We start from the raw sequence: 16942 nt of genomic DNA, 5'->3' as shown, positions 1-16942 counted from the left end.
TTCATTTTTACCACCAAATTTCGATTTTTTCTGATTTTTACACTTTTTTTGCAATTTTAGAGTGTCAAAATCTATTTTAACAAAATGCGTATTTAATGGTAAAAAAATAGCTGTAAAAATAAAAAATTACCACTTACTCCTAACTAATCCCACCTCTTTTCACTTAGTACAAAATCTTATGTCAAACTACATATAGCAACAGTGTTTGTGTGGAAAAAGTGGCATTTTAAAGTATGCTGAATTGCCTTTTTATACAGGTAGTGTGGTGCCGTGTTAGGAACCTTTTTTCTTTATGTATGGAATTTTGAGCATATTGCAGATGTCTGTTTAGAGTGACCTTTGAAATAGGTAAAACAGCTTAGTTGGATGAGAATATGAAGTTGTAAAGAGGAGAATGGACGTCCGTTTTTACTGTCGTTTTTTATTTGATTTCACGTATTTCAAAAGCAGTTACAGCCATATCTTTTAAATAATGGATTAAGCATATCCTTTTGTTTCTGATGTTTTTTAATGCAGCCATATGTCTTCCACGTAAAACAGAATATATTTGTATTGCATATTTACGCATTTGTTAAAAAAATATTTCTCAGTGCTTTCTATTTCACGATGTTGCCTATGAATGGTATAATGATAAAGCCATTAAGCACCACCATCTTTTCGTTTATGGAGTAAGAAGCTAGAAGGGGGCATTTAGTTCTTTCTTTAATGTTTTTTATCTATACGCTTTTCTCATTTGCAATATGCAAGGGGCAATGCGTTTAATTGATTGAATATAAACAGACTTGAAATAAGAAAAACTTAGAATATCAGCTTCTCCTTCAACATAAAAATAATAAAACTATGATTGTAAATCAATATATTATATTTTTATGTTGAAGGATATTTGACAGTAAAATTTGAATTTATTTTTTATTTTAAGTGCTTTGTCTCAAAATGCGGGATAGCGCTTCCGTTCTTCCCTTACTAATTAGTCATGTATGGATAGAACGGGAGATTGAATGGGTTGTTTTGTATCTGCTTTAGGTTTTAAAGCCAGTATTTTGAAGTTGAGAAATCAATCCTGCTGCAAAAGTAAAACGAGAAATATTGAGATCATTTTCAATAAGGGCACTAATGCGGTTTGTAATGTTGTGAATATGATTTTCTTCTGTTTTTTTCCAAGTGTCAAAAGGATCTTTTTTCTTTCCATAATTTTTGAGGATTTTCATAACGATTTGCCGTAAGCTTTCAGAAACATTTTCTTTGGCTTGGCTTAAAGCCATACTATCATAATAATCTACTACAGGAATTATACGACTTGCTTCGTTAATGCGGTTTATACGAATGATTTGTGCAAGTGAAAAATAGATCTCTGCGGTTTTAATAAGATCACTGTTGCTTTTTTTTGCAATTAAAGAAATATCACAGATTGTTGAAGCAGCTTCTAAGAGAGCTAATTGCTTCGCTAATGCTTTTGGTGCTCCCTCTTCGCTGTAGTGTAATGCTTTTTCCTCAATCTTTTGCTTAATATCGTTGTCGTGAGAATGCATAAGCTCTTTTTCAATAATGCTACGGGCTTGCTTTATTGTTTTTACGATTTCTTCTAATGGACGTGAGAGATCTATGTTGTGTAAACCCCAACTGGTTGTTTCAAAGAGCATTGGGGTCATTGCTGCGTAGAATTTGTTTTGGACAAGACCGGGTATTTTATTATCAAGCTTATCAATTTGCTCAGACAATTGAGGAATTTCAAAACCATCGCGAATGGCAATGAAAACGCGAATAATATTTTCAGCTTTTTGTTCTGTTGCATCGTGTAGTCTATTAACAAAAGTGGGGCCTCCACGATTTACAATATCGTTGGCAATCAGCGTTGCTATAATATTACGACGCAATTGATGGTTAATGACTTCCTTCTTAAAATTTTCTTGAATTTGTGTTGGAAAATAGTTCAGCAAGGTTGTATTGAAATAGTGATCATCAACAATGGGGCTATTAGCAATTTCTTCTTTTAAGGTTAATTTAGCATATGCAAAAATAACAGCGAGTTCTGGACGGAGAAGACCTTTGCCTTGGGTTGTTCTTTGTCGTAAAATTTGCTCATCAGGGAGTATTTCAACTCTACGATCTAGAAGCTTTTTTTGTTCCAAATCGTGCATAAAGCGTATTTGATAGGGCAAATCAGTAGTGCTTTGATTTTCCGCCAAAGAAAGAGCAAGGGGTTGTAGATAATTGTTGCGCAAAACGAGTTGCTCGACTTGAGGTGTCATTTTTTTCAAGAGCTTATTGCGATCTTCGCGGGTTAACGTTTTGGCACGTAGTGCTGATGCAAGAACAATTTTGAGATTGACCTCAATATCAGAACAATTCACACCAGCAGAATTGTCAATGGCATCCGTATTGCATCGACCACCATTTAAGACATATTCAATCCGTCCGCGTTGTGTAACACCAAGATTAGCCCCTTCGCCAATAATTTTTGCACGCACTTGCTCTCCGGTAATGCGTATCGCATCATTCGCACGATCACCTACTTGGGCATCATTTTCTGTTGCTGCGCGGATATAAGTACCAATGCCGCCGAACCATAAAAGATCAACAGGGGCTTTGAGAAGAGCAGATATAATTTCAAAGGGTGTTCCTGTTTGTTTTTCGAAACCAATGGCTTGTGCTGCTTCAGGTGAGAGAGTAATGGTTTTTTCTTTTCGTGAGAAGATACCACCGCCCTTTGATAATTTGCTTTGATCGTAATCTTGCCAGCTGGAGCGAGGAAGTTTAAAAAGGCGCATACGCTCTGCATAGCTTTCGTCTATGCTTGGATCTGGATCAATAAAGATATCGCGGTGATCAAAAGCGGCAATCAATTTTGTTTGTTTGGAAAGTAGCATCCCATTACCAAAGACATCGCCAGACATGTCTCCAACACCGACACAGGTGAAGGGCGTTGTTTGAATATCCTGATCAAATGTTTCTCTAAAATGTCTTTTGACAGCTTCCCATGCACCTTTGGCTGTAATACCAATGGCTTTGTGGTCGTAACCTGCTGAGCCTCCAGAGGCAAAAGCATCATCGAGCCAAAAGTGATTTGCTTGGCTGATGGCGTTGGCGGTATCAGAAAAAGTTGCTGTTCCTTTGTCTGCTGCGACAACAAAATAGGGGTCAGGGTCATCATGACAGATGACATTGGGGGGAGAACTTATTTTGCCGTTAATTAGATTGTCTGTGATTGAGAGCAAAGCTGTGATAAAGTCTGTATAAGCTTGTTGTGCTGCTTCTATAATGAGAGCACGGTCATTTGTTTGGGGAAGCCGATGGGGATAAAAACCCCCTTTTGCACCTGCAGGAACGATAACTGCATTTTTAACTTGTTGGGCTTTGACTAAGCTGAGGACTTCGGTACGATAATCTAATGCGCGGTCAGACCAACGAATGCCACCACGAGCGATAGGTCCAAAACGCAAATGTACCCCTTCAACTTCCGGTCCATAAACAAAAATTTCTCGGTAAGGGCGTGGTTCAGGCAAATCCTCAATTTGGCGCGGATTTAATTTGGTGGCTAAAATACGCCGTGGACTTCCATCGTCAAGAGGCGTAAAGGCATTCGTTCGTAAACTCGCATCGATAAGGTTGCAATAACGGCGTAAGATGAGATCATCATCTAAACCAGACACTTTCCGTAATTTTTCTCCAATACGCTTTTGAATAACCTGTTGGCTTTTTTCCCGTTCTTTTTCTGTATGGCTTTGGTGAAACTTTAAATGAAATAAAGCATAAAGATCTTGGGTAATGTCAGGATAAGCATTTAAAGTTTGGGCAACGCGATCTTGCGAATAAGGAATACCAGCTTGCTGGAGATAGCGCCCATAATGGCGCAAAATAACAATTTCATGCCAATCAAGTTCAGCTGTTTGGGTGAGTGCATTAAAAGCGTCATTATCAGCATTTTGTGCCCAAATTGCCTCAAAGGTTTCGGCGTGTTTTTGACCGTTTTTTTCAAAATCGATATAGAGCTGGAAAGTACTTTCCAGCTGCATATCATGAAGATACACAGAGTGCCCATAGCCATCTGGTAATTCAAGGGTTTGTTCGGCAATAACGCGAAACCCCATGTTTTCAAGGAGTGGTACGCGTTTGGAAAGGGCAAGAGCTTCATGGCGGTGAAAAAGCCGAAGAGAAATAGTACGTTTTTCTTTATTTTGTGTGTGATAAAAGTTCACGAAAAGGGGCTTCTCATCATGAAGATTTAAAATATGTCCTGCATCGTTAATAGCGTCTTCAGCTGAAAATAAATCACGATAGCTGTTGGGAAATTCGCTGGCTAGACGTGTTTGTTGCTCTGTTGTTTTCTGAGTAAGAGCGATGGCTTGAACGCTGTCTTCCCAACTTCGTGCAATCGAACGTACATGTTGTTCAAGTGTGGAGCGCTCGTGAAGGGGAACAGTCTCGTTTCCTTTGCGATGGATGATATAATAGACACGTATAAGGGTGCTTTCCAAAAATAGCGGATAAGATTCAAAAAAGTCGCCTTTATAGAGCTCAACAAAATGTTCGCCAACTTTTTCACGCAGGCTGCTGCTATATTGGTCACGCGGTACGTAGACAAGGATAGAAACAAAGCGCCCAAAAGAATCAGTGTGGGCAAGAACCCGTAAACGTGGGCGCTCATCTAATTGTAGAATAAGTTTAGTGTTTTCTGTCAATGTATCAACATCAGAGCGAAACATTTCATCTCTTGGATAGGTTTCTAAAGCACTGACGAGTGCTTTTCCTGAATAATCGGCGTGATTGTGTCCAAGACGTTGAATAATAGTTTGGGCTTTTTCTTTTAAGAAAGGAATTTGCAAAATAGAACGTGTATAAGCTGAGGAGGTAAAAAGCCCTACAATGCGTAATTCTCCACAGAGTTGTTTTTCTTTATCAAATATTTTAAGACCAATATAATCGAGCCAGACAGAACGGTGAATTTTGGAGCGACTGTTAGCTTTTGTCACGATAAACAGATTATCGCTTTCCATGAAGGATAAAACTTCTTGAGGAGGTTCTTTCATACTTTCATCGTCAACAATATGAATAGAAGCATCCGTGAGTATACCAAGTTCAATATTACTCGCTGTAAAGGATTTTAGGGGTTTTTGGTCTTTGATGAAGTTGTAAGTGCGCATACCAAGGAAAATGAAATTATCGTCCATTAGCCAGTGAAGAAATTCAATAGCCTTTTCACCTTCTTGTTTGTAGTGCGGGGGAAGGCTTATTTGGTAGGCATGAATATGCTTTTTAACTTCTTCAAGCATAGGTTTCCAGTCTTGTACAGCAGCATTAACCTGTTCAAGAACTAAGATGAGTTCATTTTCAAGTTTTTGTATTTGCTGTTTGTTTAATGACTCGATGTGAATTTGCATCAGACTGATGCGTTTTCCAGAAGTACAATCAAGAATAGGGTGCGCAATTAAATAGATATGGTTTTTGTGTTGATTGAAAACATTTAAAATAGAATCGAGAAGGAAGGGTTTGTTATCATTGACAAGCGTGATAGCGGTTATAGGCTTGTTATTACGGGTCAAATTTTGGTCAAAGTAGATAGTATTTTTTCCCGTCTGATGGAGATTAAAAGCTTTTACTGCGATGGCTGCGGCTTTTTGAAGTTCTTTATTTTCGTAATAAACAATATCTTCTTCATCTGTTTGAGCAAAAAGGATTTCTTCTATTTTATCTTGGGTGTTTTTTGTTTCTGTTTTTTTTTGTTGCAACACATTCACTCTCCCTTTTTGCTCTTAGGGGTCTTCTCTTCTCTTTTTAAAAGCAGACCATTATATTTTTGTATACTGTAACACCTTCTTCTTGAAGAAAATAGCTCTTTATTTGGAAAGAATGAGTTTGTTTTTGCTGTTTTTTAGTAATATTTTGTACTTTAAAGAAATATTTTGCTTCAAGGAAAGGGCACTTTTAGTATTTTTGTATGTTAATAGTTTGTTTTTTAAAATATACAAAATGAAAGTAAAAAAAGAAGCAAAAGTAAAGAGAGAATGGCGCGTTTACCAGAAAGACTTTTAAGTGGTTACCAAAACTTTATAAACAATCATTTTTTATATAAAATAGCAGATTATCAGCAATTGGCGATTGAGGGGCAGAAACCTGAAGTTTTGGTCATTGCTTGTTGTGATTCGCGTGCAGTACCAGAAATGATTTTTGATGCTAAGCCAGGGGAAATTTTCACTTTGCGCAACGTGGCGAATGTGGTTCCTCCTTTTTCTCCTGATGACCAATATCACGCAACATCAGCAGCTCTTGAATATGCTGTGCAATTGCTTAAGGTGAGACATATTGTCGTTTTTGGTCATGCCCATTGTGGAGGCATTCGTACTGCTCTTAATGAGACATATAAATCTTTATCATCAAATGATTTTATTGGTCAATGGATAAGTCTCTTAGCACCAGCAGCAGAAATCGTTTTGAATAATAAGTCGCTGTCGTGGCCAGAAAAACAGACGGCATTAGAGCAGCTTTCTATTCGCCATTCGTTGAGAAATTTAGAGACGTTTCCGTGGATAAAGCTTCGCAAAGATCAAGGTTTTTTGACATTGCATGGGGTTTGGTTTGATATCTCTAGCGGAAAATTATGGAGTATAGAACAGGAAACAGGTTGTTTTATGCGTGTTGAAGTTGAAAGTTTTGAAGTATAGTATTTGCTGTTTTTATTTCTTCGTATAAAAAGACATTTTATGATAAAACTTGACAAAGCTGGGGTTTTATTGTTTGAAGGAGCAAGCTTTCAGTGACAAAATTAACTTGGAGCCACCGACTGAGACCCCAGTTTAAGGGTATAAAGAGATCTCAGAGGTCAACATCCGACGGCGCGATGCGTTCTCGGATGCTATTTTGGTTTGTTTGTTATGCAACAATGAGGTAAATGATGTTTGAATCCTTGCAAGAGCGACTTGGTTCTATTCTGTCTCATTTGACGGGACGTGGCGCTTTATCGGATCAGGATGTTGTAGAGGCGCTGCGTGAAATTCGTCGCGCTTTATTGGAAGCTGATGTTGCTCTTGATGTTGTACGCTCTTTTACCGATAGGGTTCGGGAAAAAGCTGTTGGGGCCGAAATCGTTAAATCAATTAAACCAGGCCAAATGGTGGTTAAAATTGTTCATGATGAATTGGTTCATATTCTTGGAAATGAAAGCGTTCTGAGTGATTTAAATGCACCAGCTCCAGTTGTTATCATGATGACTGGTTTGCAAGGTTCCGGAAAAACAACTACAACAGCAAAGCTTGCAAAACGTTTTACTGATAAGCACAATAAAAAAGTTCTCATGGCGTCATTAGATACACGTCGTCCTGCTGCACAGGAGCAATTGCGCCAATTGGGAGAACAGGCGAAACTTGCAAGCTTGCCTATTATTGCGGGTCAGCTGCCTGTTGATATTGCATCACGTGCCGTGCAGGCTGCTAAATTAGGTGGTTATGACGTGCTTCTTCTTGACACAGCAGGACGTAATCATATTGATGAAGCTTTGATGCTTGAATTGGCTGAAATTAAAGCATGTGCCCTTCCTCATGAGATTATGTTGGTGGCTGATAGTTTGACGGGGCAAGATGCCGTTCATCTTGCTCGTTCTTTTGATGAGCGTGTAGGGATTACAGGGATTATTTTAACACGGATGGATAGTGATGGGCGTGGTGGTGCTGCTCTTTCTATGCGTGCTGTTACAGGTAAACCAATTAAAGCAATTGGAACTGGTGAAAAAATAGATGCCTTAGAAGAATTTCATCCCAGTCGTATTGCTGATCGTATTCTCGGAATGGGGGATATTGTTTCTTTGGTTGAAAAAGCTGCTGAAACAATGGATCATGAGAAAGCTGCTGCTTTTGCAAAAAAAATGCAAGCCGGAAAATTTGATCTGAATGATCTTGCAGAACAGTTGCAGAAAATGAAAAAACTGGGTGGAATGGGCGGTATTATGGGCATGTTGCCAGGAATGGGGAAGGTCAAAGAGCAGATTGCGGCTGCGGGGTTTGATGATCGTTTGTTTGATCGTCAATTGGCCATTATTTCATCTATGACACTGCAAGAGCGGGCGAATCCAGAGCTTTTAAAACATAGCCGCAAACAGAGAATTGCTAAGGGATCTGGTACAACGGCAGCTGATATTAATAAACTTTTAAAGATGTATCGCCAAATGGCTGATATGATGAAAGCCATGGGTGGTAAAGGAAAAAGTGGTTTGATGGGAAAAATGTTGGGAGGACTTGGTTCCAAAATGGGTTTTGGTGGTATGGGAAATTTGGGGGGGGATTCTCCAGCTATGCCTGATTTGTCAGGATTGGATCCAAAGCAATTCTCAACGCTTCAAAAGCAAATTGAAAATGGTAATGGAGAGAAGTTCTTGCCCGGACTTCCCAAGCGTGGACCTATATTTCCTGGTCTTTCCAATGGCATTGCCGATAGGGGAAAATTTCCTCAGCATCCTAAGAAAAAATAAGATGTGAAGAGGGAAAGGAATATGATGCAGGAAACAGTATTAAAAGAATTAGCACATTTACGAGCATCTATTGATAATTTTGATGCAACTTTGATTCATATCTTAGCAGAGCGTTTTCGTTGTACGAAAGCTGTTGGGCGCTTAAAAGCGCGTTATGATTTGCCTAAAGTAGATCCTCTGCGTGAGCAATATCAGGTAGAGCGTTTGCGGCAATTGGCTATGGATAGTGATCTTGATCCTGATTTTGCTGAAAGATTTTTAAAATTTATTATTAAAGAAGTTGTGAGTCATCATGAAGTTATTGCTGAAGAGCAAAAAACAAAAAAGTCAATTTAAACGAAAGCCAGAGCTGACAATAGGAGATAAAATATGGCATTGAAAATTCGTTTGTCCCGTGGAGGTTCAAAAAAACGTCCTTATTATCATATCGTCGTTGCAGATGTTCGTAGTCCGCGCGATGGGCGGTTTCTTGAGCGTGTTGGTGCATGGGATCCAATGTTGCCTAAAGATGGACCGAGGGTAAAACTTAATGAAGAACGTATCCAATATTGGCTTGGGCAAGGGGCTCAACCAACAGATCGCGTTTTACGGTTTTTAGATGCAGCTGGCTTGAAAAAGCGTCCAACTCGTAATAATCCACATAAAGGTGAACCGGGTAAAAAAGCACAAGAACGTATAGCAGCAGCAAAGCAAGCGGCAGAAGAAGCAGCGGCAGCGGCTGAAGCAGAATCTGCTTCAGCATAAGAAGCATGGTTGTTTATCAACGTGTCTTTAAAAGCTTTAGAAAAATAAATATTATCCGTTTTTGTTTATCAAAAACGGATTTTCTTTAAAAAGTGGCTTGTTTAAACAGCGCTGGTTTTTTAAAAATCAATGGTTTTAAAAGTCAATAGCGCGGCCTTTAATTTCCCAGTCTCCATAGCGGGAAGGGTCTTTTCCGCCGCGTCCGCCGTTTTCTAAAGGTTGTTCTTTTTTTGCTGCGCTTTTTCGCCTTTCTTCAGCTTCTTTAAGGGCGCGTTGTGCTGCGGGAGAAAGAGATTGCTGTTTAACGACAGTTGCGTTTTTTTTGCTTGTATTCTCATCTTTTTTATTCATTTTACACCTATTCCATTGAAGAAGCAGAAAGAAAACACCATCATATAATATTGATTGACTTTTATCATGGAGTTTTTTGAGTAATGAATATAATGCGTACAGCCATGCTTTTGGCTTTTTTAACTGCTCTTTTTATGGGAGTTGGTTATCTTGTTGGAGGGGGCGGTGGCATGGTCATTGCTCTTTTGATGGCAAGTGGTTTAAACTTTTTTTCTTATTGGAATTCGGATAAAATCGTTTTACGCATGTACGGGGCGCGTGAAGTTGATCAGCATTCAGCACCAGTTTATTATAAGATTGTAAGCGATTTAGCACAAAGGGCTTCTCTTCCTCAACCAAAGGTTTATGTTATTGAGAATGCACAGCCAAATGCTTTTGCGACGGGACGTAATCCGCAAAATGCTGCTGTTGCTGCAAGTACTGGGTTGTTAGAGCGGTTGAGTTCAGAGGAAATTGCCGGCGTTATGGCGCATGAGCTTGCACACGTTGAGCATCGTGATACCTTAACAATGACTCTAACCGCAACGATTGCAGGGGCAATTTCAATGCTTGGTAATTTTGCTTTCTTTATGGGAGGGCAGCGCAACTCTTCAGAAGATTCTCATGGCGCTGGGGCAATTGGAGGATTTATTGCATTGCTCGTGGCACCTTTTGCAGCGATGCTGGTGCAAATGGCGATTAGCCGTACGCGGGAATATGCTGCGGATCGGAGAGGGGCTGAAATATGTGGTAATCCTTTATGGTTGGCTTCGGCATTGCGTAAGATTGCTGATGGGGGACGTGGGGTATATAATGAAGAAGCAGAGCATAATCCAGCAACCGCGCATCTGTTTATTATTAATCCTTTGAGCGGTGAGGGAGCGGACAGTCTTTTTTCGACACATCCAGCAACTGCAAATCGTATTGCTGCTCTTTATCAGCAAGCAGAAGAGATGAAAGGGGCTCTTGCCAAAAGTGTGGGATGGAATAAAGAAGACGCTATACATGAAAAAAGCAGCGGGATGAGCTATGCGGATTTTCATAGTGGTCAGGCTCATACATTAGGTGAGCAAGAAAACAGTCCTTTTCAGCGTGTTACAAAGCGTCCTTCTTGGCTTCGTTATGAAAATTCAAAAAGATCTCGTTCATAGAGTTATTGAGGGATTTTTTAAGGAAATAGTGATATAAAGGTGGTGTTTTGAAACACAAAAAAGCGGGGCATGTGTCTGAAAAAAATGTTCCAGGGTTAGCTGTTCGACAGGTGTGTGTGCGTCTTTTGGGGGCGGTAGTTGATAAGTACACGCCTCTGTCTGGTTTGACGGATAATGAACACGGACATCCACAATATTTAAAGCTTTCACAGCGAGATCGTTTGTTATGTCGGGCTATTTTAACAGCTTCATTGCGTCATCGAGGGCAGATTATGGCGGCTCTCTCACGCTTTTTGGCGCGTCCTTTGCCTTCACAAGCACTTTCACTTCAGCATCTTTTGCATATCAGTGTTGCACAAATTCTTTATCTTGATATTCCCGATCATGCGGCTATTGATTTAGCTGTGCGTGTGGCGAAACTTGATCCTCGAATGCGCCGTTTTTCAGGGGTGGTGAATGCTCTTTTGCGCAATGTTGCACGTGAGGCAGAGCCTTTACGTCAACAAGTTCCTACCATTGAAGGTGTGCCAGCGTGGTTTGGACAGCTTTTAATATCAGCTTATGGAACAGAAAAGGCGCATCAGATTATAGCAATTCAAAGTGTGGAACCCCCTTTCGATTTGACAGTGAAATCTGACAGTGTTGGATGGGCTAAAAGGCTTGGCGGTGTGGTGTTGCCCAATGGTTCTGTTCGATTAAATCGTCTGGAGAGTTCTGTTTCTGATTTACCAGGCTATAGTGAAGGAACTTGGTGGGTTCAAGATTTCGCTGCAGCGTTGCCTGCTTGTTTACTAGGAACACTTCGGGGTAAACGAGTTGCTGACCTTTGTGCGAGTCCTGGGGGAAAAACAGCACAATTGGCTTTACAAGGGGCAGAGGTGACAGCAATTGAGCTTTCTGCTAACCGCGTAAAGCGTTTAAAAGAAAATATGGAACGGCTTCGTTTTTCAGTTCACATTTGGCAGGGTGATGTGAGAAATTTCCATCCCACACAGCTTTTTGATGCGGTTCTTCTCGATGCTCCTTGTTCTTCTACTGGAACGATCCGTCGTCATCCAGATATTTTATGGACGAAATCGAGGGAAGATATCATCAAGTTAGCGGCGTTGCAAAATGATTTACTTGTCGCAGCAATTTCCTTGGTAAAGGTGGGGGGACGGATTATTTTTTCCAATTGTTCATTGGCAAGAGAAGAAGGTGAAGATCTTATTGAAAAAATTTTATCGACACGCAATGACATTGTTTTAGAACCTATTTATCCAGGGGAAATGGGAGCACTGGCACATTTGCTTTGTGGGGGGATGTTACGTACAACGCCTGCGGATTTTTGTCATAAAAATTTTGATGCTGAGAAAACCGCATTTTTAGGAATGGATGGTTTTTTTGCTGCGCGCTTACGAAAAATTGCTTAATTAACGCTTCATTTACAAAAATGGTCGAAATTGTATTTGATTCAGCATAAATGGAGATGAAATTTTGGCGGTTGCGGTAAAAGCTCCTCAGGTAAAAGTGGCAGCCTGTATCGATACGATACAGAATATTATGCGGCGTTTATGGGTTGGACCATTGTTTCGTTGGCGGTTTTCAGGGTTTCGTCCTCATAAAATTTTAGCGCATCCCATGGATTTGCATGTAGCAGACCCTATGATGGCGCATGAATTTTATCATGGTCGTTTTGCTTTTGCTGGTCACATTGTTCATTCTGGTGCTGTTTCGCCGTTTGCATTGGTTCCACCAACGCTAGAATGGGAAGCAGCTCTACATGATTTTCATTGGTTGCGCCATATGGAGGCAGCAGGAAGTGATTTAGCTTCTGCACATGCACGCTCTCTTTTAGAAGATTGGTTTGACCATGCTGGAAAGAAGGTAAAAGGGCTTGCTTGGAGTGGTCCTGTTGTGGCGCGGCGCTTGATTTCATGGATTTGTCATTCGAAAATGTTGTTAGAAGGGGCAAGTGAACGGTTTGAAAAACGCTTTTTACGTGCGCTTGGTTTGCAATTTCGTTATTTGCGCGTAACAATTTGCAGTATGGAGCATGATGACCGACGTTTACAAGCAGCAGCGGCTTTGACGTTCGCATCTCTTGCTTTGCCTGTTTCTGTGGCAGTGAAAAAAAAGGTACAAACCACACTTATAAAAGAGCTTTCCCGTCAAATCCTAGTTGATGGTGGGCATATTTCTCGTAGTCCTGTTATTTTGCTGAATTTGTTATCGGATTTATTGTCGTTACGGCATCTTTTTATGCGTAGCAATGAAACAGCACCACGTATTTTGATTGATTCTGTTGAGCGTATGTTGCCAGCTTTACGATTCTTTATCCATGAGGATCAAACGTTGGCTCATTTTAATGGGGTTGGTCCCCTTGTGTCGGAACGGTTATCGTCCCTTTTGAAGCTTGATGAAACAGGAGGGCATCCTTTTAGTTATGCCCGTTATTCAGGATTTCAGCGCTTAAAAGCCAATCAAACAACAGTGCTTGCAGATACAGGAAAGTTTCCACCCCGCTTTGTAGCACAGCAGGCTTGTTCGGGGTGTTTGTCTTTTGAAATGTCTTCACAAGGGCACCGTTTTATTATCAATACTGGTGTTAATCCTGATGGTCGGGAAGATTATCGACATTTAGGGCGTGTTACTGCAGCACATTCAACAGCTACGCTTAATGATTGTTCAGTGGGTGCTTTTTATCAGAAAAAGAAAAATGGCGCGCCATTTTTGTTTGATGGACCCAGGGAAGTTCAAGTGCGCCGTATAGAGGATTCAGAGAAGACGGGTTTTATTGCGAGTCATAATGGTTATTTGCGACCCTTTAATCTTATTCATGAGCGTGGTCTTATTTTGGCAACAAATGGAGATATGATCGAAGGTTTTGATCGCTTTTTTATGCCAAATAAAGGGGGAAAGAGACACAAGAGTGTGCAAAATGAACAAAATCATGTTGCTGTTCGGTTTCATCTTCATCCACAAGTTGAAGTTAACTATGATGGCAAACGTGTCTGTTTAGCCGTAAAGAACGAGAACGTGAAGAGCGAACAAGTATGGTATTTTATATCGCCTGATGCAGATATTTGTCTTGAAGATTCGATTGATTTTGCAGAATTAACAGGTCCACAACGGACACAACAGATTGTTTTATATTTTCGTCCTGCATTTCAGGAAAAAGTTCGTTGGCGTTTTATCCGTAAAGCGTTTGATAAAAAATCAGAACATTGTTCCAACCCATAGTATATTGCGTTTTATCTTCGTGGCGCAAAACATCATCGTTTATTGTGGTAATATTCTCAAAATTTGAAGATCATATAAATTTTATACATGAAGCATTTTGTTAGAGTATAGGTTGGATGTTTTTAGGCAAGGTTTGCTCATAGAATCTCATGAGGTGATGCTAAGAGAGAGGGATTGGCTCCCGAAAAAAGAGTTTTTAACAGACCATTGTTGACAGATGAGTACTGGTTAAGGATCTTCATTCTTTAAAGATGCGGAGAGAAAATAAAGCTGTTGCTTATCTTCGATAAGTTCTTAAGTGTGCTGTTGGGATCAATATTTCTCTCTGAGAGAGTTGCATTAATAGGGTTACGTTCCTCACGAAAAACAGAGCGCTATTTATTGCATATTCACGGACTTATATTAAAGAAAAATCCCTTAATACTTCCAAGCCTATTTCGCGACGATGTCTGTGATGGGTATAACGGTAAATCCATGAAGCACCTCATCTTTACGCAAGGAGCAATTCGGCACTATCACGCTATTTATAGTGCCCAATATTTGTAACAAGCTCTTAGCATTAGAGATGATTCATAAGAGGCATTTTTAGAATTTTCTTAATAGTTTTTATCCACACAGGACCCCCCGCTTGTAACGTGCAAGCGAATGGTTTTGGTTGATTCAACATACATAGATTTTGAATGGGAGAATCTTCGGTATTCGGGGTTCTAATTCAATATGAATAACGCTAAATTATTAATCAAATATTATACATCACAGAAGCACTAAAAATTCAAGAAACAATACATAGCAGCGCCCGAAAAAGACAGCCCCTCCGCTCTTTGTTATTATACTAAAAATGAAGTCATAATAACAAACCACAAAATGCGTGTTTTTTCATAGCAAAGCACTCTCTCAAATGCTTCAAATAACTTTCATAAAGATTTACGCGAATAACGCCGTGCAATCGAATCAATATCACCTCGACAAATTCCAAGATCGCTGAGTTCATATGTTGAAAGACAACTTAATGCATTAACGGTTCGACGATAACGGCGCCAATTACTATAAAAACGTAGAATATTCATATCCTCTACTCAAACTTTTCATTTCACTCTTTAGGTTTAAGAATAGAGCATATTACTAAAAAGAGTTGTGTTATAATATCATAACAGGTATGCATCTACATACAAAATAATACCCTTTTAACATTTTGCTCATGTGAAAGGGAAACCATTAAAAATATTAACAACGACAATATCCTATCCCTAAATAATGATTAAATTATATGCATTTTCTGTGGTGATAAACTTCTTCACGAGTAGATTCTTTGGATTGAATAACTGCTTCCATTTCAACAGTTATCAATAGTCATATGATGATTATGAACAGTTCCTTGAAACATTTGTCTCATATGAAGAGGAAATTAGTAAAATTATTAATGGCGGAAGTGTCGTGTTCCTGTAAAAACCATCGCTAAACCCTGCGCATCAGCAGCCGTGATAACTTCTTCATCACGCATGGAGCCTCCTGGTTGAATAACTGCTGTTGCTCCTGCTTCAGCTGCTGCTAATAAACCATCTGCAAAAGGAAAAAATGCATCTGATGCAACAACCGATCCTTTTGTGAGATTTTCTGTTAAGCCTGCTCTTTGGGCACTTTCTGCTGCTTTACTTGCAGCAATTTTTGCTGAATCGATGCGGCTCATTTGTCCGGCTCCAATTCCAACTGTTGCGCTATTTTTCGCGTATACAATAGCATTTGATTTAACGTGTTTTGCTACACGAAAAGCAAATTGAAGATCACGCATTTCATCTTGAGTTGGTGCCCGCTTTGTCACTACTTGCAATTTAAGATCATCAACCACTACGTTATCACGCGATTGCACTAAAATGCCTCCTGCAAGTGTTTTCGCAAGAAGTCCTGCACAGCGTGGATCAGGAACTCCACCTGTAATGAGCAAACGAAGATTTTTTTTCTTGGCAATAATTTCACGTGCCGCCATTGTGGCATCAGGAGCAATAATCACTTCTGTGAAAATTTTAACAATCTCTTCAGCACATTCCTCATCAAGGGGTTGATTTAAAGCAACAATTCCACCAAATGCCGATACATTATCACACATAAGAGCTTTCAAATAAGCTTCTTTCAAATTTTCTCCTTCCGCAACACCACAAGGATTGGCATGTTTAATAAGAGCGACAGCAGCGGTTTTTTGCGGATCAAATTCTGCCACAAGTTCAAAGGCTGCGTCTGTATCATTCAGATTGTTATAAGAAAGCGCTTTGCCTTGTAAAAGTTTTGCTGTTGCAATACCAAAACGTTTTTCATTATTGCGATAAAATGCTGCCTGTTGATGTGGATTTTCTCCATAGCGCATAACACTTTCAAGATGACCAGAAAAACTCTGCCACGATGGAGTTTCAATTTTTAAATCCCGTGCAAACCACGATGCTATTGCCGTATCATAAGCGGCCGTGTGTGCATAAGCGCGCATTGCTAGCTGATGACGCACAGATAAGCTTAAACACCCATTATGCTGCTTTAATTCAGCTAGAATCGAATCATAATCTTTTATCGCTGTTACAACACCGGTATAAGCATAATTTTTTGCCGCGGCGCGAATCATCGCCGGTCCACCGATATCAATATTTTCAAGAATCGTTTGTCCATCGGCTCCCGATAGGATCGTCTCTTCAAAAGGATAAAGATTCACCACCAAAAGATCAATTCCATGAATGCTGTTCTTTTCCATAGCTTCCCTATGGCTAGGATCTTCTCTTACCCCTAACAAAGCACCATGAATCAAAGGATGGAGTGTTTTTACACGCCCATCCATTATTTCAGGAAATCCAGTAACTTCAGCAACATCTTTTACCGGTAAACCAGCCGCTATGAGGGTTTTGGCTGTTCCTCCTGTTGAGATTAATTCAACATTGTAAGTCGCATGGAGGGCTTGTGCAAAAGCAACCACACCCGTTTTATCAGACACAGAAAAGAGAACACGACGAACCCGATGAAGATCAGGTATGGGAAAATTTTTGGCAACAACACCCAT

General features: G+C 39.9%; 10 protein-coding genes and 1 pseudogene. 7 read left to right on the top strand and 4 right to left on the bottom strand.

Annotation, left to right across the window (positions count from 1 at the left end; genetic code table 11):
• Positions 1-1019 precede the first annotated feature (1019 nt).
• A complete protein-coding gene (locus ACFIJK_RS01630; protein ID WP_375626029.1) occupies positions 1020-5729 on the bottom strand; it encodes an NAD-glutamate dehydrogenase in 4710 nt (1569 codons plus the stop codon).
• Between the two features lie 273 nt (positions 5730-6002).
• Between ACFIJK_RS01630 and ACFIJK_RS01625 the strand changes: the two genes are divergently transcribed.
• From ACFIJK_RS01625 to rpsP, 4 genes and pseudogenes are all read left to right on the top strand, one after another.
• Positions 6003-6659 (top strand): carbonic anhydrase, encoded by a 657-nt coding sequence (locus tag ACFIJK_RS01625; protein ID WP_375626027.1) that lies wholly within the window; start codon positions 6003-6005, stop codon positions 6657-6659.
• A gap of 230 nt (positions 6660-6889) precedes the next feature.
• Entirely contained in the window at positions 6890-8458 is a 1569-nt protein-coding gene (gene ffh, locus ACFIJK_RS01620; protein WP_375626291.1) for a signal recognition particle protein, read from the top strand.
• A gap of 24 nt (positions 8459-8482) precedes the next feature.
• Positions 8483-8811 (top strand): annotated as a pseudogene (locus tag ACFIJK_RS01615) (chorismate mutase).
• A 16-nt stretch (positions 8812-8827) separates the two neighbouring features.
• The gene (gene rpsP, locus ACFIJK_RS01610; protein WP_273787601.1) at positions 8828-9202 is read left to right on the top strand and encodes a 30S ribosomal protein S16; all 375 of its coding nucleotides are present in this window, start codon (positions 8828-8830) and stop codon (positions 9200-9202) included.
• Between the two features lie 135 nt (positions 9203-9337).
• Here the strand turns inward: rpsP and ACFIJK_RS01605 are convergent, their stop codons facing one another.
• Complete coding sequence (locus tag ACFIJK_RS01605) at positions 9338-9553, bottom strand: DUF1674 domain-containing protein (RefSeq protein ID WP_015857055.1); 216 nt, start codon at positions 9551-9553, stop codon at positions 9338-9340.
• Positions 9554-9636: 83 nt separating this feature from the next.
• On the opposite strand from ACFIJK_RS01605, the gene htpX reads away from it, so the two are divergent.
• The 3 genes from htpX (at position 9637) to ACFIJK_RS01590 (ending at position 13905) form a co-directional block, all read left to right on the top strand.
• The gene (gene htpX / locus ACFIJK_RS01600; RefSeq protein WP_375626024.1) at positions 9637-10683 is read left to right on the top strand and encodes a zinc metalloprotease HtpX; all 1047 of its coding nucleotides are present in this window, start codon (positions 9637-9639) and stop codon (positions 10681-10683) included.
• A 47-nt stretch (positions 10684-10730) separates the two neighbouring features.
• The gene (locus ACFIJK_RS01595; RefSeq protein WP_375626022.1) at positions 10731-12095 is read left to right on the top strand and encodes an RsmB/NOP family class I SAM-dependent RNA methyltransferase; all 1365 of its coding nucleotides are present in this window, start codon (positions 10731-10733) and stop codon (positions 12093-12095) included.
• Between the two features lie 64 nt (positions 12096-12159).
• A complete protein-coding gene (locus ACFIJK_RS01590) occupies positions 12160-13905 on the top strand; it encodes a heparinase II/III family protein (RefSeq protein WP_375626020.1) in 1746 nt (581 codons plus the stop codon).
• A gap of 914 nt (positions 13906-14819) precedes the next feature.
• On the opposite strand, the gene ACFIJK_RS01585 is transcribed toward ACFIJK_RS01590, so the two are convergent.
• Positions 14820-14972: a DUF1127 domain-containing protein gene (locus tag ACFIJK_RS01585; RefSeq protein ID WP_273787606.1), complete on the bottom strand. Its 153-nt coding sequence runs from the start codon at positions 14970-14972 to the stop codon at positions 14820-14822.
• Between the two features lie 350 nt (positions 14973-15322).
• Positions 15323-16942, bottom strand: coding sequence for a bifunctional phosphoribosylaminoimidazolecarboxamide formyltransferase/IMP cyclohydrolase (gene purH / locus ACFIJK_RS01580; RefSeq protein WP_375626018.1), 1620 nt, complete (start codon positions 16940-16942; stop codon positions 15323-15325).

Source organism: Bartonella sp. PS17NMGDW (assembly GCF_042193555.1).
GTDB lineage: Bacteria > Pseudomonadota > Alphaproteobacteria > Rhizobiales > Rhizobiaceae > Bartonella > Bartonella grahamii.
The sequence above is the reverse complement of the archived record's forward strand: the minus strand, read 5'-3'. Positions and strand labels throughout refer to the sequence as shown.